Raw genomic sequence first — 23,889 nt, forward strand, 5'->3', positions numbered from 1 at the left:
AGAGGTTTTAAAATGATTATTTCTTACGATGATTTTGCTAAAGTTGAATTACGTTCGGGCACTGTTGTTAAGGTTGAAGAATTTCCTCGCACTAAGAAACCTGCATATAAAGTTTGGGTGGATTTTGGTAATGATTTAGGCATCTTACAAACCTCTGCTCAAATTACTGTGCATTATACTCCTGAAAGTTTAATAGGACGTTCCGTAGTAGGATGTGTCAATTTGGGTGAAAAAAATATCGCGGGTTTTACTTCTCAATTTTTGCTGGTTGGATTCTCTGATGAGAATGGAGCCATAAGTCTAATAACTACCGATCCTAAAGTCCCTAATGGACAAAAATTGCATTAAATAGACTGTAACGCGTAGCCTGGGTGCAGAGTAGCCGGATTTTAAAAGAAATCGAATTCTGCTCGTTGCCTAAGCTACAATACCAAAGGTCATAGTCATACTACGTCCTGCGGCTTGTCCGCGGGATCCAGTACTGTGTTCGGCACGTAGCGGGAATCCTGTGTTTCGCTGCAGCGTTCACTAAGCTACATAAACTTCACATATTAAACTGGGGGGAAAAGGTCCTGAAACTTAACTCGAGATTTCAGATGTAATGCTTTTTTCCTTTTCTTCGATAAATCAAAAAGCTTATAGACAATTATAGGCACAATAAAGCTAACCATCCCTATATAAAAAGCAAGTTTATAGGTAGGATCTTTATTCAGCACCAGGAAAAACAAGGCAAAACACATAAGTACGATTGCAAGGATTCCTGTATAAGGAGAATAAGGCGTAACATAGCGAAGATTGGCTGTTGTATATCCAGCTTGATATAATCTGCTTCTAAAACGAATTTGTGATGTACATAAGGATATCCAAGCCAGGGTTCCAGTAAATCCAGATACTAGAAGCAGGGCGATATAAAGTTGGGTTTGTCCGAAAAAGTAACCCACCCCTAAAAGAATCCAGATGGTAATCAAGGTTGCAATGATTGCATTTTGAGGTACCGAGTTGCTATTGAATTTGGAAAAAGTGTGTGGCGCCATACCATCGCGTGCTAATGCATTGAGTGCACGAACCGTTCCATAAAATCCTGAGTTAGCACAAGATAAAGTAGCGCTTAGGGTCACGAAACTGGTTACCGCGCCTGCCCATTTAAGATTGTAATAGTTTAAGGCATCGGCAAATACAGAATTGGATAAACCGGCTTTTTGCCATGGGAAAATTAGTACCAGGCAAAATACGGGAATGATGTAGATAAAAAGAATTCTTAAAGTTACATTTCGAATTGCGTGGGGAATCATTCGCGCGGGGTTTTCAGATTCTCCAGCAGCAAGACCAATGATTTCAGATCCCTGATAGTTTACCAGCAAAAGAACCATCGCTGTTAACAGGGACATTACTCCATTAGGAAGAAGTCCTCCATCGTCTAAAATGTATCTGGAGCCAATAATTCCACTGGATTCTGGGCCATGGATTAGACCAAAGAAAATTAAAATAGCTAAAATTACAAAGCCTAATAAAGCCAAAATCTTAATCAAAGCCAGCCAAAATTCGATTTCACCAAATGTATCTACTTTAGCTAGGTTAATGTAGGTAATAAGTAAACCAAAGCAAACAGCCCATATATAACCATTTACTCCCGTAAACATTTCCATGATTATCCCGCCCGCAACGCATTCCGCGGGGATATACGCTACCCAACTAATCCAATAAGACCATCCTACGCCACAGGCAACAGATGGAGATATAAAATCAGCGGTATACGTTACAAAAGAGCCCGAAATGGGGATAGCGACAGCAAGCTCGCCCATGCAAAGCATGGTTAGGAAAATGATCAACCCACCTAGTATATAGGCTAGAAAAACAGCAGGGCCAACCAGGTTGATTACTTCACCTGTGCCTAAAAAATAACCTGAGCCGATAATTCCCCCCAAGGCAATAAGTTGCACATGGCGGTCCTTTAATCTTCGACTATAACCACTGTCTTTTACAGGTTTATCTGTTTCCATCTTACTCTTTTTCACGGGCTGTTTGTTTCTCACAGGTTGCCATAATTTTGGGTGACGCTATGTTATATTCATCTTTAATAATTTAAAACTAAATTTTTCCTATTTATACTAATTTTTTTAAAAAACTGATATAAAAAATTAACCAGCAGGACATTATAAATCATTTTTTATCTAATTGAACTTTTTTTTGCTAGTTTAATGAAAATTATTACAGGGAAAACCTCAGTTTGAGGCTTATTGAGAGATTAAATCAATAAAAAAGATTATAATCATTGGTTTTTCTGTGAAAAAAATTAATTATCTATTTTTCTTCTGAGATTGATTAATAACCACAAGCAGTTGCATCATCATTTAACTTAAGTATACTTTTCAATACGCCGCTGTAGCTCAGTCGGTAGAGCAGTTGATTCGTAATCAAAAGGTCGGGAGTTCGATTCTTCTCAGCGGCAGTAGTGAAATCAATAAGTTACGCCAATAAAATGCAATTTCTATAAATTAAAGAATTAAAAACGTTCCTCTAAACATTCCTTTATACTCTTTGCTAGGTTGTTATTATCCCTAAATTGTATAATTACTAAACAGCCTATTTTCAACCCCTCTTTTTTAATTCCCAATCAGAAGAATAAAATTAAAGCAATATTCAATTTTAAACTTTTAGGGGGCAAAATACATGGAGTAAATAATGTTCTAATTGTTTATTATTGTTCTTTGTTCAGTTTGAATAAAAATAAAGTTTTTACAGCTAGCACCATTGTCACTTTCGTCACTTTATGAAAAGGCGAAACTACAAAAGGAATTAGAATTTTTTCCTATAATTAATAATGGCATATATATAAATACTTGGGGAACTTACTAAACTGATTAATGATAGATTAATTTTTGTATAGTCAATTGGCGTAAAACTTGACTCAAAACAAAAGATGAATTGAGTGCTAAAATTATAAGCATAGTTAAAGCAGTCAATAATAAGCCTAAAGGATATATTAAATGGGTTATTGTGCAAAATTTAAGGGATGGGATGCTGTTACATTATCCGATTTAATTATTGCTTATAGAAAAGCAAAGGCAGATTGTTTTTTTGAGAATATTTTCTCTTCAGGAATAAAATTTTCTGAGTATGAGCGTGATCTTTTAGCTAACTTAAATAAATTGCTAGAAAAATTACGGACAAACGAAGGTTTTATGAATGATTCCTTTTTGTTGGGAGAATGTCGAATTATTCCCAAAAAACTTATAATTGCTCCAAAAGAATCTAACAATGGACATGCGCATTTCTCTGATCCAATTAGAGCATTTAAAACACTTAAAGAACAAAATAATATTACTCTTGAATTTAGAGTTATCGGTGATTTTCCTGTTGATACTCATATTATTTCAGCACTTTGGATAAATATGATAGGACATAAATTTGATGCATGTCTGGATGCATCATCCTATGGCTCAAGATTGCGTAGAGTTAGAAATGAAAAAATATTAGATAAAAATGCATCTAAACCATTCCACATAACCGCTATAGGGTCTTTTGAACCATATTTTGTGCCATATCAAAAATGGAGAAAAAATGGATTACAAGCAATACGATGGGAGCTTGAAAAAGAACATAAAGTAATCGCAGTCTCCTTAGACTTAAAAAATTACTACCATTATATTGATCCGACATTTTTAGCTTCTAGTGAGTTTCAAAAAGATATAGGTCTCAACATTGAATCTTATAATAAAGAGTTAGATAACGACTTTACAAACCAAATATGTGAGTTATTAAAAAATTGGTCAAGTAAAGCTTCTAAATATATGAAAGAGTTTTTAGGTGAAAATGAGGCTAATGAAATCACTGGGGGTTTAGCAATAGGTCTTACTGCCTCTCGAATCATATCAAATGTATTATTACGTAAATGGGATAAATTAATATTGGAGAAAATAACACCTATATATTATGGCAGATATATAGATGACATGTTTCTGGTGTTACGAGATCCAGGAACAATTAATGACACACATGAATTGATGGAGTATCTCCAAGAGCGTATAGGGAAGGATTGTTTAAGTTGTAATGATAAAAATTGGAGAATTATGTTTGGTGATGATTATCAAAAAAACTCTATTTTTCAACTTCAAGAAAAAAAACAAAAATTATTTATTTTAGATGGTCAAGCTGGTTGTGACCTTTTAGATAGCATAGAAAAAGAGATTTATGAATTATCTAGCGAACGTAGATTAATGCCAATGCCAGATCAATTAGAACAGTCAACAGCAGCGCGCGTATTATCTGCAGCAGGAGATTCAGCAGAGCAAGCTGATACATTAAGACGTGCCGATGGATTAACCATTCGACGTTTAAGTTGGTCACTACAAATGAGACATGTTGAAATTTTAGCGAGAGATTTATCTCCTGACTCGTGGAAAAAGGAAAGACATGAGTTTTATCAATTTGCCCATAATCATATTCTTAGAGCAGACAAAATTTTTGATCATTACATTTATTTACCTCGATTATTAGGTTTCGCTATAAACTTGAATGAATGGGAGCAAGCAGAGATCATTGTTAATCGCTCATTTGATTCAATTGAGAGATTAGCAGAAATTTCTGACTCCAATAAATTGGTAATTAATGGTAATCTATGTAATAACATCAAAGCAGAACTTTGGGAGAATGTTAAGCACAGTCTAGCATTGCAATTTATTGAAGCTGTTGCTAAGTATTATGATTTAAATATTCTATTTAAATATAAAAAATCAAAAAATATGTCAAGGATAGAAGAAACTTTTTTAACTAACCTTCGGGAAAAATTTCACTATCCTGAATATTCCATTAATAGTAATGCTGATTTTTATAATATAATTCCACTGATTGCAATATCTGATTTGAATAAAATTCCATATAAGTTATTAAAAGATAATAAAAAACTATTAAAAGAAATTAACTTTGAAAATGAAGAGGAACTTTTCAATGAATTCGAAAATACTGGTTTACTAGAAATTAAGTTTCTAAAGGAGTTTTTAACATGCTCTCAAATGTTATCCATAAAAAAAAATCGCAGTATTAAAAATATTTTTAAACCTTTCTTATTTCCCACTAGACCATTCACACCAAAAGAAATTGCAGAACTTGTTCCCAAATGTATTCAAACAGAAAGCTCAACTAACATTCTGCCCTCTATGATATGGGCTAAATATGTAAGAGTTTTAAGCGGAGTATGGGTTAAGCAATCTCTATTAGTAAATGACATAGAAAGTTCGAATGAACAAAAAGAAAAAAATATTAAACAAAAATATCGTAAAATAAATGTTGGATCAGAAAAGAAAAAAAGCGTTATTATTGCTATAACAAGTTTACTAACTGAAGATGAGTGTTGGGAAAATGCTGCCTCAAGTAAGCCAACTTTAACACTTGAGAGATATAAACGAATTTCTAAATTAGTAAATGAAGCAATACATTTAAAACCTAAGCCAGATTATCTAATATTTCCTGAACTATCATTACCTATAAAATGGATTTCAAGTATTGGTAATCGCTTAACAAGTTCCGGTATTAGTTTAATTGCCGGCACAGAGTATAGACCTATTCGAAATAATAAAATTTGCAGTCAAGCTTGTCTCGATCTTACTGATGACACACTTGGATATCCATCATCAATAAGAATATGGCAACAAAAAAATTATCCCGCAGCAAATGAGGAGAAGGTACTTTTATCAAAATTTGGAAAAATTTGGCAACCAACTTCATCTAATTCTAAACCCATTTATAACCATAATAATTTTCATTTTGGTGTAATGGTTTGTTCTGAGCTACAAAATTCAAAAGAGCGAATATCCTTTCAAGGTGAAATTGATGCTTTAATGGTTCTCTCTTGGAATAAGGATTTAGAGACATTTTCGTCATTAATTGAGTCAGCTGCTCTAGATATCCACGCTTATCTCATTATGGTTAATAACAGAAAATACGGTGATAGTCGGGTCAGAGTTCCAGCAAAAGAATCATTTCTGCGAGATATTGCAAGATTACGGGGCAGTGAAAATGATTTTCTAGTTACAGTGGAAATTGATATTAATAAATTAAGAACATTTCAAAGCCGTGTTAAACGCTGGCCAGAGGAGGATGATCCTTATAAACCTGTGCCAGAAGGTTTTAATATTTCAAAGAGCCGCGAAAAACTTCCTCCAAAATAGTAATTAGCAGAAGTGGCTTAGTTATTTACAACCAAGATTTCAATTTAGTTTATGCTTACTCACCAAAATTACAACTGTATCGCTCCTATCAAAAACTATAGAGGTATGCATTGACGAATATATCTATTGAGTAAGGTTAACAAAGTCAATAATTTTTTATTATGCTTAATAAATCCTGATTGAAACGTTTAGGCTTTGCCGAGTGCTATTTTGATTTTATTTTGTAATTAGCGAATAGAGCGTAGTGAAGTTTTTTCTTGACAGGGGATTAAATACCTCGTAGCATCGCGCCAAAATGATCAAAATAAGATCAATTTTGAGTAGGCTATGTTCTGCTCATATTAAATAAATAGGTGTATATACCGCGAGTTTTCAAATATAAAGTCAACTCAAAAATACAATAATTATCGGTAGTCACTATTTTAATTTCTTTTTGCAGATGTAGAGATAATCCATGAAATTAAAGGTACTGTTATTGAGTGTGTCATTTTGTCTTATGCAACTAAGTACCTCTTCATACGCCAAACGATATAGCTATCATTATAGGACGCCTAAATACGGTTCTCAGTATAGAACACATAATGTCAGACCATATTTCAAGAAAAATGGTACCTTTGTTCAGAGGCACAGGGCAGGAAATCCTCGCTCTGGTGTGCATTGTCATAATAATGTTTGTTACTAACTAATTAATAACTCAAGTTATGTTTTCAAACAAAAAAATATTTTTCCTAATTTTTTGCCTTGTTATAAATAAATCTATTTACTCAGTAGGAGTATATACAGGCCAAGATTTCCTGCGGGCCTGTGAAGGGAAGGAATATATTCAAAATTTAGAGATATGTAATACAGCCATAGCACAGGCCTTTTCAGCTTATATGGTTTCCATAGAATTATTTGGTGGTGAAGAGCTAGCAAAGTGCTACAGAAATTATTATCCATTTTTAGAACGCAAGTCGGTTAAAGATGGTGTTGAATTTTTATCTGAGCAATACAAAAAAAATCCAAAGCTAATACAACAATTAGTTGGTTTTGGTTTTTCGGTGGTTATGTATTCTAGTTACCCAATACCAAGTAAGTGTTGAAATTAAATTAATAGGTGTATGTGTATGAAAAAAATAAAAATGATGTTTATTTCTCCAATAATCATTTTGGGAATATCGCAACTTCAAAGCTGTGCCGTTGCAGCAATAGGTGCTGGAGTAGCTGCTGTTAAGTATGCAAATGCAAAAAAAATAGAAGCAAATGAAGGCTGCAAAAAAAATTATAACGATTATTTAAAGGTTGCTAAAAAACCAATTCCACTCTCAGAGTACTGTACTAATAAGTGACATAATAATGCCAGAGTGAAATCATTAAAAAAACAATGGAAGAATCAATAATAAAATGGAGAACGTTAATTTCAACTAGGAAACTCGGTGAAAAAATGAAAAAAATAATACCAATTATTTCTCTAATTATTATGTTGTTTGGTTGTTCAACTGGCTACCATCCTGATGGGTTAACTGGAGGGTTTAGTGAGTTACAAGTAGCTAACGATACTTATGTTGTCAAGTTTCAAGGAAATGCTTATACAAATATGGATCAGGCTTTTAAATATGCTTTGAGACGTTCTGCTGAATTAACAAGGGAAAAGGGATATAAATATTTCAAGGTTATTAGTTCATCTTCAAATGTAAATAGAAGTTTTTATCGAACACCAGTTACTGCCAATACAACATCGAATTCGAGAAGCTCAATTTATGGTAACTATGGTTATGGGAACTATAATGCTTATGGAAATTCCACAAGGAATACTACTACAACATTTTCTGGTGGTGATGTGTATACAATGGAAAAACCAATAACATATATTGCAATAAAATTATATAAAGATAATGCTAATGGACTATTGGACGCAGATATCATTTTGAGTAATTTTAAAAAAGAGAATTGACTTATTCCTTATCCAAAGAATAACTCATGTTATTAATAATAAATAAATTTATCGATTGCTAGCCAATCTCTTGCGCAAGCTTTCGACTCTCTTTAATCACCTGACTAACTACTTTTCTTATTGCCTTAGCTTTGACTGTTGTGTGACCGTGTGATAGGGCATTTTTATTACCTTGAGGTGCACCACTACCGGAAGCACCACCATGCATACGACAACGTTTTTTATTACTAACAGCAGGGGCTTTGCAGGATGTTCCTTGTCTGGTTTTAGCTCCACACCGCGGCGAGAATTGAAAAGGATAAGAGGAAGTATTATCTGCTTGTATGGGGTTAATTTCATTTTTCATTATCTACCCCCTTTGAATGAGCGGTTACCTGACCTACAATTGCCTGCCCACCTTCATTGATATGCAAGTGTTCTACCACTACTTTTTGCTGACTATTTCCCTGTAGCTTATGTAACAAGGAGACTTGCTGTATAAATACGTTAGAGAGCTTAGCTATCGCATTTATATAATACTGGCTTTGCTCAGGATAATGCATCGATTTTCTGGCGTAGATAAGAAGTTTTTGCTGCAACTCGTGCACTCCCAATAATTGTGTAGCCAGCATGTGTTGTAATAAATTTTGTGCGCCAAGGGAATGAGCAAAGCATTCTACTATTTGCTGAGCGTTATTTAACTTTAACTGTTTTTCTTCTTCACTCAAATTAGTAAGGTCAATTTGGGTTTCTGCATAATTTAACTGCACATTAGAAATGATTTTTTCCTCCACACCTTTTGCAAAACAGTAAATTTGATCCTTAGGTTGGTTCATTAGGTTTTTATCTTTAGTGTTATGATTCATTTTGCATTCCATTTTATTTCTTGCATCCTTCAATCTGATGCATAATTTAATCAATGTTTTTGTATTCTATCTTATTAGTGAGGAAAGCAACCTTTCCTACATTTTTTTTCTGCACAAGAATTTTGCTCATCCCCAGTCTTTTTTGAAAATTTAATTGATTAACAGGAATAAATCCTCCATCCTGACAAAACATTCGATATTGAGCGTACAGGCGTTTAATTGGTTCATAATTCATAAGATGAGGGAAATAGCCCTCTTCCTCTAGAAAAAGCTTCACACTATCTGATTCTTTTTCATATTTGTCACGAGCAAGTTTTACCGTTTCGCTCTCTGTAAAATGTTTTTTCTGTAATAGTCTTCCAAGTCCCTGAAGTACCCAATTAAATACGCCAGATAATTCATTTTTAATTATTTTTTGTGCTAATTGTTTATCTTGCTCTTGCTCTGGAATAGTTACTTCAAATGGTATAATTATAAATCTCCTGAAATATGCTTCCGTTTGCTCTACATCTTTGGGCAATTCGTTGCAATTAAATATAAGTTTTGCATATTGCGTTAAGGTAAAAGGGCGGCCATAAGGTAATCGTGCTTCTACAGGCTCACCGCTGACTAATTGTTTAAATATTGAAGCTACAAGCTTGCCATTTATTTCACTGGCGTAATTAACCAATTTATTTGCAATCATAGCTCTAAAGTAGCCGTTTTCATTGGTAAGACTTTGTAATGAGAATTCTGATGTATTTTGTTCTCCTAAAAGGCTGCGTACAATTTCATAAAACACCGATTTACCATTAGCACCAGAACCATATAACAATAGTGTTTTTTCTAATTTCAATGTACTTGGCCGGATAAATACATAACCTAAATACTCCGCTAGGATATTTTGTAACGCTTTTTCAGGGAGAACTTTATTTAAATAAGCATTGAAGATCGGCGCTTTTGCTTCTGGATCATATTCAAAGGGTAGTTGATACGTCATGAAGTCGCTTCGATTAAAAGGATTTAACTTATTACCATTTGGAGTGACCTCAAAAGTTCCATTTTTTAGGTTAATGTTAATGACATCTTTTGGTTGTTCCGGTTTTGGCAAATTAGCGGCAGCCATAAACTGCTTATACAGCTGATCTTTAAAATTAAAATGTTGAGCATGAACATTACGAAGTCCCATTTTTGAAGCTGCGTTACCTAAAAAGGTCTTTAATTCATCTTCTTCCACTAAACTCCAATATTCGCTGTTGAATAAATAAAGAAAATCATGTTGTTTGCATAACCCCCAGTTATTATTTTTTGCAAGCATTAAAATTTGATCGATAATAATAACTTGGATTTGACTATTCTTTAGTTTTTCCCCTTCTTTAAGTTCAGCCAATTGTGCAAAATTTACTTCAGTTACTTTTTCAAGCAGTTGATTTAATATGGCTGAGTGAGGCATAGGTTCTGATTTAGAAACGGCTGCTAAAATCTGTTCACGTATTATTGCTAAAGCTTCTGTAGCATCTAAGCTACCTGATACCAAATGAACAAATAGATCATTCATATCAGTGGGCTTTAATTCACTTAATCGCTTTTCTGATAGATTTAAAGTTTCGAAATCAGGTAAGACGTAAGATACCGCCTCAACGTTTGCGCAGACTTTCTTTGCAGCTTTGACACCTGCATGACGTAATTTAACTTCAGCATGCCATCGGTCATCATCCGCAATAATAAGCAATTTTGTTTCTGGATATTTTTTACGAAGGATTTCAGCAACATTTTGCAGGTTATTGCAGTTGAACGTTATGGCTACAGGTAGTCCGCTAGCTTCATAAACAGTAAAGCCAGTACCAACACCTTCTGTAAGAAGTATGGCTTTGCTGTTTTTTGTGGGGTTTCCAATAGGGAAGTAAGCACCATTACGTTGACCACCCTCCAGAGGCCTTTTTTGGTATTTGGTTTTCTCTTTATCAAAATAAATTCGCTCTATGTTTACTAATTCATTATCAGCGTTATAACAAGGCACCAATAAAGTGCCTTTATAACATTCTGCTTGCTTTGTGTTTTCACTTTCACAAGTTATAACTCGCAGTCCATAATTTTTGACTTGTTTTAATTTCATATAACCATGTTCAGATGCTTCTTTTTCACCCGCTACAGAAAATACTCTCTGAGCTAAAGTTGCAACTGCAACATGTCTTTTTTTAGTTTCGATCTCGTTTCTTTTTCTTTCATCTGCTAATCGCTGTTTATAAGTTATCCATTCTTGCTGCGATACTTCATGTTTTTGTTTTGAACAAAAATCATCTTCGATACCGCAATGCCAGCATTTAAAGTATCCTGAAGGAATACCATCGGCATAAAATTTATACCTGGCGTCCGTTGAATTACCATGAGGACATTTTAGGTAATGAAAAGAGCTCGAATCACAATTAACTTCCCCGTCCAATGGATGACCATTGGACGCCAAGAAGTCACTAAACTTCTGTTCTGCTATGGATGATGAGGCAATCATTCATTACCTCCTTTACTTATAGCATCACTTAATACATCGATCTTTTCCGATAATTTATTGTTCGATTTGATTAAATTAATATTATCTATGCGTTTTGCATAATTTCGTTTAAGATCTTTGAGGTAGCGTTCTTCTAGAGATTGAACGAGACTACTTTTTTCTTTGGCCATCGCTGCGAACGGTGGCTTTTGATTCGACCAATACATTATATGACTCCTTTAGTTGTTCTAGCTTTTTCTTGGAACCATTGTTCTACTTCTACGAGATCCCAACCAACAGAATTTTTCCCTAATTGAATCTTTGCAGGGAACCTTTTATCTTTTATCCACCTATCAATTGTGCTTCGACTGATATCATCATTAAAAAGCGTTCTTAATCCTGGCCAACGAATCACGCCACGTATGGGTAATGCTTTTGTCATATTTATTAACCTTATGGTTATCCAAGGAACTTAAAGAGTATCAGAATCTTGATGTTTTTGTATAATAATTGAGCATGACGAGGTTTCGTCGAATTTAATAAAAATAATAAAACTGCGTCATGGAACGGATAGGCATAAAATAAATTACTCATTCTGTATCTTTTATATGGTATCTGGATTCGTTTCCATCTCTTCTAGTAACTTGGCGAATGAAATACTTCCTTTGGTTTTATCTCCATTTACGATTTGGTAAGCATATTTTCCAATCGTTTCATAGTTATCTCCTAGTTCAATACCGATTTCTGCTAAAAGCGGTTTTGCTTCCAATAGAAACTCATAAAAATTTCCGCTATAACGTTCGTACTCGCCTGAACCATAGAAAGATTTTCTATTTGATTTTACTGCTGGCATTTGACCTGTTCCTTCATAAAAAATACCGCACAATTTAGAGATATATATCTGGGTTTTCGAATACCGTTGAGGAATAATTATATTCCAGTGAAGAGCATCAGTATGCTTGTTGATGGTATTTTTTGTAGAGTTAATCGTCTCTTGATTTCGCAAGGAATTCTTTTCTAAAGGAATCAAGGATTTTTCCAAATCACGTACTGTTTTTCTAATTAATTTTTTATCATGCTCTTTCGATTTCAGCTTAAATTCTTCTCTTATTCTTTCTCTATATTGAATACATGAATGAAGTTCTCGAAAATGCTTCACCAAATCAAAGTTAGGATTAAAAGAAAACATTATTTTTAATTTGTTTACAAATTGTTCCCATGTCCATGGTTTGTCATCGCTCATTTTATGCCCCTAAAATTAATAATTTTGCTGTCTTCAACCTCATAAATAACTTCATTAAGCTTCTGCGCCCATGCTTCCAAGGCATTTAGCTTTTCATTATCATACCCATGTCGATCATATATAGCGGTGACACTACTCTCGACATGGTTTAATATTTTGCTAACTACTAATCGTGGAATTCCCATAGAAGTGATATGAGAAGCAACAGTTCTTCTGAGATCATGGGGTGTCCATGCTTTCACGCCAATAAAAGAGCTACGACGTACAGCATGATCAATAGAGGTACCCCTTATATGGGTATCTTTTAATTTTGCTGGGAAAAGAAAATTAGAGTTACCACTTAATTGTTTTGTTTCTTCTAGTAATTTTTTAGCGAATGTAGTTAAAGGCACTCTATGAGCTTGACCATTTTTTGCTTTTGCTGCTGGAATAGTCCACCATCCGGACTTCATGTCAATTTCAGACCATTCCGCTGAGATGATTTCTCCTTTGCGTTGCCCTAGAACAAGTTGCAATTTTAGTACGAGTTTAGTTTGCTCTGACATTTTGATGTCGTGCGTCGTATTTTGATTGGGTATTTTTTCCAATGCATGCCACAGGATTTTGATCTCCTCGGCAGATAACACACGATCACGTTGATTTTCTTTTGCAACTGGTTTAACGGAAGTGCAGGGGCTTATAGTGATAATGTCTCGTTCTACAGCAAAATTAAACATACGACGAATACAAGCAAATCCTCTGTTTGCTGCGATTGGGGCACCTCGTTCTTTTATTTGATCAAGCAGAAGAATAACTTGTCTTTTAGTTATTTCATTTGCTTTTAACTTGCCCCAAAAGGGTTTAACTTCTTTGTATAAAAATCTTTGATCTTCTTGCCAGGAGCGTTTTCTTGGTTTAGCCCAAACTTCAATATATTCCTCTATCAATGCATTTACTGTAGATGCATCGCGCTCTGCAATTTTTACATTTTTCTTTTCAAGCGCAGGGTCTTTTCCTTCTTCTAACATTTTTAATGCTTCGCGATGTAGTTTTCTTGCATCAGCTAAAGAGCAGTGAGGATATTTCCCTAATGTCATCCGTCTTTTACGTCCATGAAAATGATAAATATATATAAAACTTTTCTCACCAGAAGGAAAAATTGTAATTCCAAAGCCATTCCCACTTTTTTCACGAATATCGCGAGGCTTTATTTGTCCTTCCTCTGGTTTAAACGCATTAATTTCTTTATCTGTCCATTTCATATTTAAACCTTATAACTTTATTTAGTGACAAAAGTGACAGATGTGACACCTGTAAAAACTTTTATTTTTCGGAAGCATACATCTAATGATTCATAATGGGAAGAACGTTTTATTAAAAAGTTCCTTTAAACGTTCCCTTTATATGATGGCAATTGGCGAAGTGTGATGATTAACGATGAATAAGAAAAATCATTATACTTCAATGGCTTGTAGTAATTTTTGAATATGTTTTTATTTTTAATGAACTTTGATGAAGTCTCATGAAGCAGGTATATGGTTCGATTCGTAATCAGAAGGTCCGCAGTTCGATTCTGCGCAGCGGCATTGTAAAATCAATAAGTTAAGAATGTCTTTTGAGGGCGAGTTTTAACTCCAAATGCGACAATCATTTTTAAATTGCTGTATAAACAGTTCATTGGGCGTTTTATAGCCGATACCCTTCCTAGGGCACCGGTTCATTTTGGCTGCTATTACATCAAGTTCCTCTTGTGTTATTAGGTTAATTTTAGCATTTTTTGGTAAGTATTTTCTTAATCGACCATTCATATTTTCATTACTTCCTTTCTGCCATGGTGAATGTGCTTCGCAATAATAAACCTCACACTTCATATGCTCTTCAAGATATTGGTGCTCAGCAAACTCAGAGCTCTGATCAAACGTAATTGTTTTCAGCATTTTTTTAGGTAATCCTTCAAACTTCGTAGTGATCTTTTCCATAACAACCCTGGAGTGTTTACTCTTATTTTTTATGAGGAAAACCATTCTGCTAAGAGTTTTCTATCAACGATTATGTGAGGCAGGAAAAGCTTAAATGACCGCTTTAATCGCTTGTATGCGTAAATTACTCATCATTATGAATGTTCTGATTAAGAAAAAACAATATTGGACTTTTGAACAGACGCAACTGTCTTGAAAATTTTTTTCAAGACAGTTGCTACTTGATGTGAAGTGTTCACTGATTTGAACCATGCCGATTTGATATACTTCTCCAAATGCTCCATCGTGGTTGATGATCAGTACTGGGCCGAATTAATATCCATTGATTGTACATTTTTTTCTGGAATCCATCATTTTTCTTGAGTGTAAGCCAATAATTTAAAAAATTTAATAATTGAGGTGAGTTACGCTGTACCATATACGCAATGAGAAATGGTGCAGGAACGCCTGAAGGCACAACAGAAACATAATCAGGATGTGCCAAGACCCACACTTGAGTTTGAGCTTGGCTCCACAAAATGGCATCAATCAGATTCTGCTCGAAGGCTTGTGCAGGCGCGTTACCGCTTATATTTGGCAAGATCACAATACGCGCGTTAGGAAAGTTTTTTTGAATTAATGGAATTAAAACGGGATCATTAAATACACCGATCCTTAATTTTTCCATATTTTTTATCTGATCTGCAGTTTGAAATTGATTTTGCTTATCTTTAGGTACAATTAAAGAAACTGGACTATGAAAATACGGTCGTGTGAACATGCTGCTTGTCAATCGTTGTTCAGTTGCGTAAATGGCCGACATGGCAATATCAAACTTATTGGCTGTCAGGTCGCGAACTAAATATTGCCAAGTAAAAGGGATAAATTCGAGGCGAGAGTTCAATGCCTTGGCAAGTGCATAAGCATAGGCGATATCATAGCCGACTAATTGATTTTGTTTGTTGTAAAAAGCAAAAGGACGCATATCCGCATTAAATCCCACTCGTAATACGCCGGTTCTTTGTATACGAAATAAAGCGTCTTCTATACTTTCTTTCGATGAGATATTTTTTTCATCAAAAGATGGCATGATGGTTGCCTGAGTATTAGCAACAAGTGTTCTGCTTAATGAAAATGAATTCAATCGCGTATAATTTTTTTCTCCCGGGTTGGGAAATACGCTTTTTAAAGCAAAGGTAAGCATGAAGAGTAACGCATAAGCGACGATGAAATGACCAGCTATTTTTTTATAGTTTATTCTTGCATATCCAAAGAACACGAAAGTACCAATGATAGAAATAAAGGCAAAACCCATGACAGACAATAACACTTGTCCATAGCGAATAAGTGGCAATAAGCTCATATAAAGATTAACTGTATCGATAGGCAAGCTCACCCAATTAGCAAGAAAAGCAACAGAGTTAATAGAACTCGATGGTGATCCAATTGATGAGAGATATGAAACAACAGGCAGAAAGATATATTGCAAGTTATTAATTGGCGAATTGAAATAGAGTGAGGCAAACAAGATGAAAAGATATACAAAGAAATTGCCTAATTGTGCGAGAGGATAATTGATCAGTAAGATTGTTTTAATGATATCTTTGTTTTCTTTCGTATCGACCTCATATTTTTTATGAGCAATAAACTTTTCTGTAGTTTTTTGTATATAGGGTAATGCAACGACAGATAATGTCGTGATGGCAGATATAATAAGTGCATCTCGAAGTTCAGGCAGGATTTCTTTATATCGAATATTAGTAAAAGAAGAAATCGTGATGGGGATGATCCAGAAAATAAGCAATAAAATACCAATAAGAAATAAAATCAAAAATATGCTGAGATCATATAATTGGTTGAATTTTATTGTTCCAGAAATATAAGCCAATAAGGCAAAGGTAGCAATAGGAGCGAACTTAACCAGCCGATTCCAAAATAATAGGCAGGTGTCGCTTATTGTTTCCAATACACTAAACAGGGTTGATTTATTTGGTATGAGCTGAAGTATGAATCCAAATAAGATACAAAAAATTACAACAGCCGGAATATAGTTATTTGTTAAATCATAAAATAGATTTTCTGGCAGTAGAAAATCTAAAATTCCTGATTGTTGAGGAGCGTTTGTTTGTTCGTAGGTTGATAATGTGGTCCCTAATGGTATTGCTTGGGCTAATATAATCAATGTGCCATAGGTAAGTAACAATAATAAAAAATAGACCCATATCTTTTTTAATAGCTTGATTGAAAGCGAGGGCGATAAATCTCCAAGGCTGACTAACAGTGTGGACATAATATAAGGGAACACAACGGTTTCCATTAACATTGTATAAATTCTACCTATGGGTTCAAAAATGACTGCCTTATCTCCGATCAGCAATCCTGTCAGAACACCAACAATAACCGCTATGATTACTTGTAGTGGTAGAGAGATAGAAAAAAGTTTTTTAAAAATCATTATGATCTAATCCTTGGTGTTATTTGTCCTTTCTCACCAAGTTATTTTAATGATTTAAATCACAGAATGCATGCAATAAATATTTTATTAACCCGCAAGTTATAGCGTCTTCCAGTGAGCTAGGGAATAGTTTCTAACCAAGGCGAAAAAAATCAACTAAAACAAGTAGCAACTGTCTTGAATTAAAAATCAAGACAGTTGCATTTATTCGAAAATCCAACATTGTTTTTTCCTAATCATGGCATTCATTATAATGAGTAATTTTCTCATACAAGCAATCAAAGCTGTCATTTTGGAGTTTCCAGCAAGACATAATCTATTATAGAAATTCTTTATTTGATGGGTATGTTTTATAGCGACTAGAGTAGGCATATAAAGCGCCGTTCTTACAGAACCTCCACCACCCCAGATGGTTCGTTTACCTTTTAAAGTACCGCTGTCTCGATTAAATGGCGCTAAACCGGCTAAAGCAGCAATTTGCTTTGGTGTTAATGTCCCCAATATTATTGGCGACCATTTTCTGTTGCTGCTCATTATAAACAACGTTAGGTTTTGGCTCCATTTTATCTGTCTTAGCTAATCTTCCTGAAGCTTTAGCGAAATCCCTTATTTGTCGTGGATTTACAACACAGATCTTTAGATTGGCTTTGCTCAGCTCCTGGCTTAGAGGGACTCATATCCACCCGTCGATTCTATAACAATCAATGCATCCGAAAATCGTTGTTGTATTTTACTAAGTAACTTCTGAATGCCGCACATATCATTTGTAAATTGCATATACTTTTTGTTTGGAAGGATAAATATATCTAAAGTTGTTTTGGAGGCATCAATACCGATATAGATTTTTTCTTCTTGAAGCATGATAATAGAGCCTAAATAACTGGATTAAGAGATAATAGATAGGTTTATATTTTATTGCCTACATAAACTTTTAGTTTAACTGTATAATAAAAAATAAACTAATTTCCATTTGATGAATAATATAATTCAATATCCAATTTGGTTCTCCCTGCGGTCCAAATTGGAGACATAATGAAAGGTTATGCTATTTTTGTAGGCTGAATATCAATAACATCAGCAGATTTAGAGACTCCCATACACTTCAAAACATAATCAGTAACAAGCTGCATGGGTTTTCTTAATCGTTCAACATCAACAATAATGTATCCTGCGGTCACATCATTACTCATCTTATGGTTCATTAAACGCTTTAAAGCATAAGCAGGGATATCCAGACTTTCTGCAATGGTAATGAATGTTCGTCTCAAATCATGTATTGTGAAATGAACACCCGAATTTTTTGTCACATGTGCCATTTGTTTGCGTGGTTCAATAATATGGCCTGCGGCTCCTGGTCCTGGGGAAAACATAGTCGTTCATTGCTTTTGTCTTTCTAGCGATCAACAAATCATAAAGGGGAAGGGTATGGGCTTCATTGTTTTTTGTTTTATTAATAGTAAATGTTTTCGCTTTTAAGTCGATGTCAGACCATTTTAATGTAGTACCCTTGCTGGATATTGCAAATTTCTTTGTAATTTCATACCCTTGAGGACATTTATAGTTGCCAGAATCTTCAAGGATGTACAAATGATACTAAGAATAATCGCCACTTTAGTTTTGCTCTTTGCGTTCTCCAGTTTGAGTTGGAGTATAGAAAAGAAAGGCTTAATAAACATTCCTGGATTATATCTTGGACTATCCGTAATTAAAGATACTGCATCTTATAATTTTGAGCGAATCGAATCCAGCAATGCCCTACCTTTCCTCGATTTTGATCATTTTGACTGGCATGGTTCAGGTTATGGAGGTGAACTTTTTTTGGGGTATGGGAAGAGATTTATAAATAATTTTTATCTTGCTTTAGAAGGCTTTTATAACGCCAGCTCCAATGAGGGGAATATTGAATTCACTGATTCCAATGCACTTTACACTCGAGCCCTTCATGGAACATTTCGCCAAAGATGGCAATACGGTATTGCAGCACGGCCAGGATTTTATTTAAATGAACACTCCCTATTATATGGCCGTATAGGATATTTGATAAGTAATATACAACTAAGTGGGGGCATCACCCAAACTGGAGTATTAGGTAATTTTTCCGGAAAATTTTCCTCAGATAAAGATTGCCAGGGCCTACAATTGGGTTTGGGAATGGAAATAGCAGTGAACTCCAAACTCAATGCCCGAATCGAATGGGTATGGAACACCGTGCAAGATTTTGCTAATCAATCATTGATCAAAGACTCAAATTTAAACCCATATACCACGTTTAGAACAGCATCTAATGTGACATTGGAGCAAATTAAAATAGGCTTAAGATGGTAATCAAAATTAGGAACGCTGTGAATAGTTCGAATCATCCTTTGGTAACTCTCAAATCATATGAATATGTTCAGGTAAAATTACATAACCTCAGCTCGATATAAGTATTCCCAAATTTTTCTCAAGTGCATGGATTTTTAGGGAAGGTTTTCTCGTTTTGAGCATATAAGCTGCTAACCATGATAAGAGGTTAATAACAAAATTATCAGGCTTATGATGTCTCGTGTGTTCAATTTGGCAAATTGATTTTAATTGTTCAATAACTGTTTCGACAATGCTGCGTTGTCCAAGGAAATATTTTTCAAAAGGTGAGAGCATTTTGGATTTCATATTTCTGCGTACCTTTGTAGCTTTTCTATCGCTTTATTATCTTAGAATTAACAACATAGTGTGCCCCCATCTGCTTGGCTTCGGCTTCTTTATCAGGAAAACGCCGTTACTTCGCATCCCCATTTATTGAGAAACTGTAACGCCATATGGCCAAGTCCTCCAATACCGATCACTCCTTCACGGTGAGTGGGACGAACATCAGATGAAGTGTCGTATTTTTGTTTTGAAAAGTGTCGTATTTTTGCTATAATCATGTTATAAGAAACTCTCGGAAAACAGAGCCATGTCACGCGTATCACTTAGAAGTAGAATTGAGAAAAAGATCGGCCGATCTAAACGGCAGGTTTTTTTACGCTCTGATTTTGAAAAATTAAGTGATTATGATCAAGTGGGCAGAGCATTAAAAGAATTATCCAGAGAAGGAAAGTTGCTCAAAATAGGTTATGGTTTGTATGCAAAAGCTAGAATAAATAGAATTACTGGCAAACCTATGCTTGCTGCTGAAGGAGGGTTTACAGCCATCTCTAGAGAAGCATTAACTCGACTTGGTGTAAAGTGGCAATACTCCAATGCAACGAAATCTTATCTCACGAACTCTACACAAATACCCGCAAATGCTGAGTTTGTCGTAAAAAGCAGGTTTAACCGTAAAATAGGAACAGATAAATTTACCCTAAAGGTTGTTAGCCCTTAATGGAAGAAATAGACCCTACGATTTTTGCAGATGTTGCTGATGCTCTTGGTATAGAAGAACCAGTTCTCGTAGAAAAGGACTACTATGCTATTCAATTATTAAAGTTGCTTCATTCTATCAATGATCCTGGATATTCAATTGTTTTTGCAGGTGGGACTTGCTTATCCAAGGCTCACATAGAAATATTTCGTATGTCTGAAGATGTGGATATCAAGTTAATACCATCCTCGGATGTTCAAAACGAAACGAGAGGACAGCAACGAAAATTACGTGGTTATCTTCATCAGAAACTTTATGCATTGTTAGATGCGCGCACAATATTTGAGTTGAGTGAAAAAAGAAAGCGCGATGAGGGCAAATATTTACAATTCCATGTGAAATATCCTCGTTTTCATCCTACCATAAGTGCCATTCGTCCTGAGACCAGTTAGAAATAACGGAATCATCCCTTCTTGATACAACCATTAAAGCACCAATTTCTTCAATGTATTCGAAGATACTTAAATTACCTCCAGAAATTCCTCAATGTGATTGCGCATCTATCGAACTTACAGCAAGTGAAAAACTAGTGGCTTTACTCAGAAGAACCGCGTCTTATGAAAGAAATCCTTCAAGAAATGAAGATGATACATTGGTTCGACATATTTACGATCTCCATCTCATAAATCAATCTAATGCAGATAAGAACGAAATAAGTAAATTAGTCAAGGAAGTCATTGAAATAGATATTAAAGAGTTTGGTAACCAGCACCCTCAATTTAGAGATGATCCTTACAAAGAACTCCTATATGGTTTTGAACGGATTCAAGAACAGGAGAAGTTCAAAGTGAGATATCAAAACTTTATTGGTCCTTTAGTATACAATAAAAATCCTGCTAGCTGGGAAGAATCCATGAAATCACTGAGTGAGATTATTACGAGTTTAATAAAAATATAGATATGCTCTACATAATGTTCTACTAGTACCATTGCAAATTTTGAACGTGGAACGCTGATAGCCCAGTAAAATCAAGTTGTCCTCTTAGTTCCACTTGTACCACTCAAAATTATTAATATATTGTTCAAATGTTTTTGTCATTTGTTTGAAGGGGACAATTTCTCTTCTCAGCAATTTGGAACGCGCTGCGTGCCAAATTTAATAATCCGGTTGTCTCCCATAAATCTCCAATATTAGATGAAGTATCCGAAGTTCCGGAATGTTCATTTAATTTAATTAAAATTTCAAATTAATGCAGTTCAGAATTTAACTTTTTATAAATTGCTATTTAGTGGTCAAGGATTACTTGACTACTGAGCTCTCCTGTACGACCCAATAGAGATTTTGAATTGAAATTCATATTCGATTTTCAATTTTCCCGAGAAAAGAATTTTCTAAGGGCGCAATATACATTGCTTTGCAATGTTAAACTTTTGGAATCAAATTTAATATTTAAAATGGTAATCTCCCACATTACAAACTAATGCAAAAAACCATTTAATTAATTCACTAAACTTATAAAGAAATTAATGTTGAGTAATAAAATCATGATTTATTAATCATTGATGTGCTATATTATGATTAATAAAAGATGAGGTTATTAATCATGAAATGGAATTGGCAGCTTGATAATTGGCCTAATTTTACTTGGGACTCAGATAAATTAGTTGTGTTTGAACAGTCTTTTACTGAGAGTGCTGGGATTATTATTGGTTCCTCACAACATATTTCTCAAGAAGGTAAGCAAAATTTATTTATCGATTTAATGTGTACTGATGCTTTGGATAGCTCTGAAATTGAAGGGGAGCATTTAAACAGAGATAGCGTTCAATCTTCTATAAAAAAAGAGTTAGGGTTGTCTACAGAAATTCCTAGAGCGAGCATGGCAGAGCATGGGATCGCTAAAATGATGGTTAATTTATATCAAACGATTCCTAGTCCACTAACACATCAGGTTTTATTTGAATGGCATCAATTTTTAATGGGTAATAGCCATCATTTGGAACATATTGGGCAATATCGTAAGCATGAAGAAGCAATGCAAATTGTTTCTGGCCCTGATTATGATCGAAAAATACATTTTGAAGCGCCTCCCTCATCATCTGTTCCAGCCGAAATGGATCAGTTTATTGATTGGTTTGAACGTAGTTCTCTCACCGGTTCAATTCCTTTACCCACATTGACCCGAGCAGGAATAGCTCATTTATGGTTTGAGAGTATCCATCCTTTTGAAGATGGAAATGGAAGAATAGGGCGAGCTATAGCAGAAAAAGCCTTATCGCAAGGATTTTCAAAACCAGTAATGACGGTATTGGCTAAAATATTATTAAAAAAGAGAAAGGAATATTATCAACAATTAGGTTTGGCAAGTAAAACCTTAGACCTAACATCTTGGCTGATATGGTTTGCTAACATCGCTCTAGAAGCGCAACAAAGTACTTATTTGTATATTGATTTTATTATTAAGAAGGCTGTTATTTTAAGGGAAGCGGAAGGGAAAATTAATCCAAGGCAAGAAAAGGCTTTATTGAGATTATTTCATGCGGGGCCTGATGGATTCGTAGGTGGTTTAAGTGCTAAAAATTATATGAGTATAACAGGCGCACCGATCGCTACAACAACCAGGGATCTAAACGACTTAGTTAAAAAAAATATTCTCAAACGAACTGGCGAACTTAAAGCAACTCGTTATTTTTTAAATCTCGATAAGACTTAAATGGAATGATTTGAGATTTGGTACGCAGTGTGTACCAAATTTAAGTGTCTAGCAGTGAATTCCAAAATAGAACTTACTGGAACGTGTAATTTGGCCGGATGCCAATAATATCAGCAGATTTAATAACACCCATACACTTTAAAAACGTTTGTACTCTGTCTTCATTAGTTGTATTAAAATAAACCGCATCTTCTCCATGCGGCGTATCATTAACCATAAAAACTTGAGTATGTCCAACAACGCCAACTTGAGGTAGCACTTTAACGAGTAAATTGGCTGTTTCTTCATTTTTAACACACAGCATAATCAAGGTATTAAAATTTCCCTCAGATACATCTGCCTTAGCTTTGGAGCCAAGTGCAACTTCCATATCCTGGATAGTCTGAGCATAAGCGGTCACTTGAAACCCAGCACCTCCAGCTTTATTAAGAATCTTCACAAAAGAATCCTGGCGCTTGCACTATTAAATGATTTTAATTAGTATCAATCAATAATACGAATCGTGTTGTTGATAACCCATTGTAAATACGTACTTTTTAGAGTCAATGGGGTATTTCCGTTTGATAGCAAATGAACCTAAATGAACTTGAAAAAAATTATTGGCAGTAGGATTACACAGGCTAGAAAGGCAAATGGGTTGACGATTAAAATCCTAGCTGAAAGGACGGGATTAGGGGCTGCTAGGATTGGGAATTGGGAGCAGGGAACTCGAAGTCCTGGACCAGAGGAAGTTATAGTTCTATCTAAAGAAACCCTATCGCTTAGTGCATTATATTAAAGGGCTCCCAACCCATAATGAACTA

Annotated in this window: 22 protein-coding genes, 1 tRNA gene and 3 pseudogenes; 12 read left to right on the forward strand and 14 right to left on the reverse strand. The window is 34.7% G+C overall.

Going from position 1 to position 23,889, the window contains the following annotated elements; translation table 11 throughout:
• The first annotated feature begins 12 nt into the window (after window positions 1-12).
• On the forward strand, window positions 13-348 hold the full coding sequence (locus FOLKNPGA_RS06035; protein WP_182352146.1) for a tRNA-binding protein: 336 nt from the start codon (window positions 13-15) through the stop codon (window positions 346-348).
• Between the two features lie 203 nt (window positions 349-551).
• Here FOLKNPGA_RS06035 and FOLKNPGA_RS06040 read toward each other — a convergent pair whose 3' ends face one another.
• The gene (locus FOLKNPGA_RS06040) at window positions 552-2,000 is read right to left on the reverse strand and encodes an amino acid permease (protein WP_182352147.1); all 1,449 of its coding nucleotides are present in this window, start codon (window positions 1,998-2,000) and stop codon (window positions 552-554) included.
• A gap of 376 nt (window positions 2,001-2,376) precedes the next feature.
• Between FOLKNPGA_RS06040 and FOLKNPGA_RS06045 the strand changes: the two genes are divergently transcribed.
• From FOLKNPGA_RS06045 to FOLKNPGA_RS06065, 5 genes are all read left to right on the forward strand, one after another.
• Window positions 2,377-2,449: transfer RNA gene (locus FOLKNPGA_RS06045), tRNA-Thr, on the forward strand.
• A 538-nt stretch (window positions 2,450-2,987) separates the two neighbouring features.
• A complete protein-coding gene (locus FOLKNPGA_RS06050) occupies window positions 2,988-6,167 on the forward strand; it encodes an RNA-directed DNA polymerase (RefSeq protein ID WP_182352148.1) in 3,180 nt (1,059 codons plus the stop codon).
• Window positions 6,168-6,868: 701 nt separating this feature from the next.
• On the forward strand, window positions 6,869-7,249 hold the full coding sequence (locus tag FOLKNPGA_RS06055) for a hypothetical protein (protein ID WP_182352149.1): 381 nt from the start codon (window positions 6,869-6,871) through the stop codon (window positions 7,247-7,249).
• Window positions 7,250-7,273: 24 nt separating this feature from the next.
• Window positions 7,274-7,495 (forward strand): hypothetical protein, encoded by a 222-nt coding sequence (locus FOLKNPGA_RS06060; protein ID WP_182352150.1) that lies wholly within the window; start codon window positions 7,274-7,276, stop codon window positions 7,493-7,495.
• Between the two features lie 95 nt (window positions 7,496-7,590).
• Complete coding sequence (locus tag FOLKNPGA_RS06065; RefSeq protein ID WP_182352151.1) at window positions 7,591-8,100, forward strand: hypothetical protein; 510 nt, start codon at window positions 7,591-7,593, stop codon at window positions 8,098-8,100.
• 58 nt (window positions 8,101-8,158) lie between these two features.
• Here FOLKNPGA_RS06065 and FOLKNPGA_RS06070 read toward each other — a convergent pair whose 3' ends face one another.
• The 11 genes and pseudogenes from FOLKNPGA_RS06070 to FOLKNPGA_RS06120 form a co-directional block, all read right to left on the reverse strand.
• Window positions 8,159-8,446 (reverse strand): HGGxSTG domain-containing protein, encoded by a 288-nt coding sequence (locus tag FOLKNPGA_RS06070; RefSeq protein ID WP_182352152.1) that lies wholly within the window; start codon window positions 8,444-8,446, stop codon window positions 8,159-8,161.
• On the reverse strand, window positions 8,436-8,945 hold the full coding sequence (locus FOLKNPGA_RS06075) for a hypothetical protein (protein WP_182352153.1): 510 nt from the start codon (window positions 8,943-8,945) through the stop codon (window positions 8,436-8,438). The genes FOLKNPGA_RS06070 and FOLKNPGA_RS06075 overlap by 11 nt, the downstream gene beginning before the upstream one ends.
• 46 nt (window positions 8,946-8,991) lie before the next feature.
• Entirely contained in the window at window positions 8,992-11,433 is a 2,442-nt protein-coding gene (locus FOLKNPGA_RS18790; protein ID WP_220471053.1) for a phage/plasmid primase, P4 family, read from the reverse strand.
• A complete protein-coding gene (locus FOLKNPGA_RS06085) occupies window positions 11,430-11,639 on the reverse strand; it encodes a hypothetical protein (RefSeq protein ID WP_182352154.1) in 210 nt (69 codons plus the stop codon). The genes FOLKNPGA_RS18790 and FOLKNPGA_RS06085 overlap by 4 nt, the downstream gene beginning before the upstream one ends.
• Window positions 11,639-11,854: an AlpA family transcriptional regulator gene (locus tag FOLKNPGA_RS06090; RefSeq protein WP_182352155.1), complete on the reverse strand. Its 216-nt coding sequence runs from the start codon at window positions 11,852-11,854 to the stop codon at window positions 11,639-11,641. Before FOLKNPGA_RS06090 ends, FOLKNPGA_RS06085 begins: the two co-directional genes overlap by 1 nt.
• A 162-nt stretch (window positions 11,855-12,016) precedes the next feature.
• Complete coding sequence (locus FOLKNPGA_RS06095) at window positions 12,017-12,655, reverse strand: hypothetical protein (protein WP_182352156.1); 639 nt, start codon at window positions 12,653-12,655, stop codon at window positions 12,017-12,019.
• Window positions 12,652-13,896, reverse strand: coding sequence for a site-specific integrase (locus FOLKNPGA_RS06100; protein WP_182352157.1), 1,245 nt, complete (start codon window positions 13,894-13,896; stop codon window positions 12,652-12,654). The genes FOLKNPGA_RS06095 and FOLKNPGA_RS06100 overlap by 4 nt, the downstream gene beginning before the upstream one ends.
• Before the next feature lie 366 nt (window positions 13,897-14,262).
• On the reverse strand, window positions 14,263-14,613 hold the full coding sequence (locus FOLKNPGA_RS06105; protein ID WP_232890751.1) for an IS30 family transposase: 351 nt from the start codon (window positions 14,611-14,613) through the stop codon (window positions 14,263-14,265).
• Between the two features lie 235 nt (window positions 14,614-14,848).
• Complete coding sequence (locus tag FOLKNPGA_RS06110; RefSeq protein WP_182352158.1) at window positions 14,849-17,047, reverse strand: cation:dicarboxylate symporter family transporter; 2,199 nt, start codon at window positions 17,045-17,047, stop codon at window positions 14,849-14,851.
• A gap of 204 nt (window positions 17,048-17,251) precedes the next feature.
• Window positions 17,252-17,908 (reverse strand): annotated as a pseudogene (locus FOLKNPGA_RS19190) (transposase).
• A 179-nt stretch (window positions 17,909-18,087) separates the two neighbouring features.
• Window positions 18,088-18,556 (reverse strand): annotated as a pseudogene (locus tag FOLKNPGA_RS06120) (tyrosine-type recombinase/integrase); the annotation flags it as partial.
• A gap of 78 nt (window positions 18,557-18,634) precedes the next feature.
• On the opposite strand from FOLKNPGA_RS06120, the gene FOLKNPGA_RS06125 reads away from it, so the two are divergent.
• The gene (locus FOLKNPGA_RS06125) at window positions 18,635-19,372 is read left to right on the forward strand and encodes an outer membrane protein (protein ID WP_182352159.1); all 738 of its coding nucleotides are present in this window, start codon (window positions 18,635-18,637) and stop codon (window positions 19,370-19,372) included.
• Between the two features lie 87 nt (window positions 19,373-19,459).
• On the opposite strand, the gene FOLKNPGA_RS06130 is transcribed toward FOLKNPGA_RS06125, so the two are convergent.
• Window positions 19,460-19,699 carry a transposase gene (locus FOLKNPGA_RS06130; protein WP_182352160.1) on the reverse strand — a complete coding sequence of 80 codons (240 nt, stop codon included), beginning with the start codon at window positions 19,697-19,699 and terminating at the stop codon, window positions 19,460-19,462.
• 283 nt (window positions 19,700-19,982) lie between these two features.
• On the opposite strand from FOLKNPGA_RS06130, the gene FOLKNPGA_RS06135 reads away from it, so the two are divergent.
• The 4 genes from FOLKNPGA_RS06135 to FOLKNPGA_RS06150 all read left to right on the forward strand — a co-directional run bounded on the left by FOLKNPGA_RS06135 (window position 19,983) and on the right by FOLKNPGA_RS06150 (window position 23,086).
• Complete coding sequence (locus FOLKNPGA_RS06135; RefSeq protein WP_182352161.1) at window positions 19,983-20,393, forward strand: DUF6088 family protein; 411 nt, start codon at window positions 19,983-19,985, stop codon at window positions 20,391-20,393.
• Window positions 20,393-20,824, forward strand: a complete 432-nt coding sequence (locus FOLKNPGA_RS06140) for a nucleotidyl transferase AbiEii/AbiGii toxin family protein (protein WP_182352162.1) — start codon at window positions 20,393-20,395, stop codon at window positions 20,822-20,824. Before FOLKNPGA_RS06135 ends, FOLKNPGA_RS06140 begins: the two co-directional genes overlap by 1 nt.
• Window positions 20,825-20,877: 53 nt before the next feature.
• Entirely contained in the window at window positions 20,878-21,330 is a 453-nt protein-coding gene (locus FOLKNPGA_RS06145; protein WP_255466060.1) for a nucleotidyl transferase AbiEii/AbiGii toxin family protein, read from the forward strand.
• Window positions 21,331-21,976: 646 nt separating this feature from the next.
• The gene (locus tag FOLKNPGA_RS06150; protein ID WP_182352163.1) at window positions 21,977-23,086 is read left to right on the forward strand and encodes a Fic family protein; all 1,110 of its coding nucleotides are present in this window, start codon (window positions 21,977-21,979) and stop codon (window positions 23,084-23,086) included.
• Between the two features lie 73 nt (window positions 23,087-23,159).
• Here FOLKNPGA_RS06150 and FOLKNPGA_RS06155 read toward each other — a convergent pair.
• A pseudogene (locus FOLKNPGA_RS06155) lies at window positions 23,160-23,537 on the reverse strand (TraM recognition domain-containing protein); the annotation flags it as partial.
• Window positions 23,538-23,666: 129 nt separating this feature from the next.
• On the opposite strand from FOLKNPGA_RS06155, the gene FOLKNPGA_RS06160 reads away from it, so the two are divergent.
• Complete coding sequence (locus FOLKNPGA_RS06160) at window positions 23,667-23,864, forward strand: helix-turn-helix domain-containing protein (protein ID WP_182352164.1); 198 nt, start codon at window positions 23,667-23,669, stop codon at window positions 23,862-23,864.
• The last annotated feature ends 25 nt before the right edge of the window (window positions 23,865-23,889 follow it).

Origin of the sequence: Legionella sp. PC1000 (assembly GCF_014109805.1) — a bacterium.
In the GTDB taxonomy this organism is placed as follows: Bacteria; Pseudomonadota; Gammaproteobacteria; order Legionellales; family Legionellaceae; genus Legionella; species Legionella resiliens.

Excerpts from the sequence above, each read along its gene's own strand:
- FOLKNPGA_RS06035 (WP_182352146.1), top strand. The coding sequence starts at position 13 with ATGATTATTTCTTACGATGATTTTGCTAAAGTTGAATTACGTTCGGGC.
- FOLKNPGA_RS06040 (WP_182352147.1), bottom strand. The coding sequence starts at position 2,000 with ATGGAAACAGATAAACCTGTAAAAGACAGTGGTTATAGTCGAAGATTA.
- FOLKNPGA_RS06050 (WP_182352148.1), top strand. The coding sequence starts at position 2,988 with ATGGGTTATTGTGCAAAATTTAAGGGATGGGATGCTGTTACATTATCC.
- FOLKNPGA_RS06055 (WP_182352149.1), top strand. The coding sequence starts at position 6,869 with ATGTTTTCAAACAAAAAAATATTTTTCCTAATTTTTTGCCTTGTTATA.
- FOLKNPGA_RS06060 (WP_182352150.1), top strand. The coding sequence starts at position 7,274 with ATGAAAAAAATAAAAATGATGTTTATTTCTCCAATAATCATTTTGGGA.
- FOLKNPGA_RS06065 (WP_182352151.1), top strand. The coding sequence starts at position 7,591 with ATGAAAAAAATAATACCAATTATTTCTCTAATTATTATGTTGTTTGGT.
- FOLKNPGA_RS06070 (WP_182352152.1), bottom strand. The coding sequence starts at position 8,446 with ATGAAAAATGAAATTAACCCCATACAAGCAGATAATACTTCCTCTTAT.
- FOLKNPGA_RS06075 (WP_182352153.1), bottom strand. The coding sequence starts at position 8,945 with ATGAATCATAACACTAAAGATAAAAACCTAATGAACCAACCTAAGGAT.
- FOLKNPGA_RS18790 (WP_220471053.1), bottom strand. The coding sequence starts at position 11,433 with ATGATTGCCTCATCATCCATAGCAGAACAGAAGTTTAGTGACTTCTTG.
- FOLKNPGA_RS06085 (WP_182352154.1), bottom strand. The coding sequence starts at position 11,639 with ATGTATTGGTCGAATCAAAAGCCACCGTTCGCAGCGATGGCCAAAGAA.
- FOLKNPGA_RS06090 (WP_182352155.1), bottom strand. The coding sequence starts at position 11,854 with ATGACAAAAGCATTACCCATACGTGGCGTGATTCGTTGGCCAGGATTA.
- FOLKNPGA_RS06095 (WP_182352156.1), bottom strand. The coding sequence starts at position 12,655 with ATGAGCGATGACAAACCATGGACATGGGAACAATTTGTAAACAAATTA.
- FOLKNPGA_RS06100 (WP_182352157.1), bottom strand. The coding sequence starts at position 13,896 with ATGAAATGGACAGATAAAGAAATTAATGCGTTTAAACCAGAGGAAGGA.
- FOLKNPGA_RS06105 (WP_232890751.1), bottom strand. The coding sequence starts at position 14,613 with ATGGAAAAGATCACTACGAAGTTTGAAGGATTACCTAAAAAAATGCTG.
- FOLKNPGA_RS06110 (WP_182352158.1), bottom strand. The coding sequence starts at position 17,047 with ATGATTTTTAAAAAACTTTTTTCTATCTCTCTACCACTACAAGTAATC.
- FOLKNPGA_RS06125 (WP_182352159.1), top strand. The coding sequence starts at position 18,635 with ATGATACTAAGAATAATCGCCACTTTAGTTTTGCTCTTTGCGTTCTCC.
- FOLKNPGA_RS06130 (WP_182352160.1), bottom strand. The coding sequence starts at position 19,699 with ATGAAATCCAAAATGCTCTCACCTTTTGAAAAATATTTCCTTGGACAA.
- FOLKNPGA_RS06135 (WP_182352161.1), top strand. The coding sequence starts at position 19,983 with ATGTCACGCGTATCACTTAGAAGTAGAATTGAGAAAAAGATCGGCCGA.
- FOLKNPGA_RS06140 (WP_182352162.1), top strand. The coding sequence starts at position 20,393 with ATGGAAGAAATAGACCCTACGATTTTTGCAGATGTTGCTGATGCTCTT.
- FOLKNPGA_RS06145 (WP_255466060.1), top strand. The coding sequence starts at position 20,878 with ATGTATTCGAAGATACTTAAATTACCTCCAGAAATTCCTCAATGTGAT.
- FOLKNPGA_RS06150 (WP_182352163.1), top strand. The coding sequence starts at position 21,977 with ATGAAATGGAATTGGCAGCTTGATAATTGGCCTAATTTTACTTGGGAC.
- FOLKNPGA_RS06160 (WP_182352164.1), top strand. The coding sequence starts at position 23,667 with ATGAACTTGAAAAAAATTATTGGCAGTAGGATTACACAGGCTAGAAAG.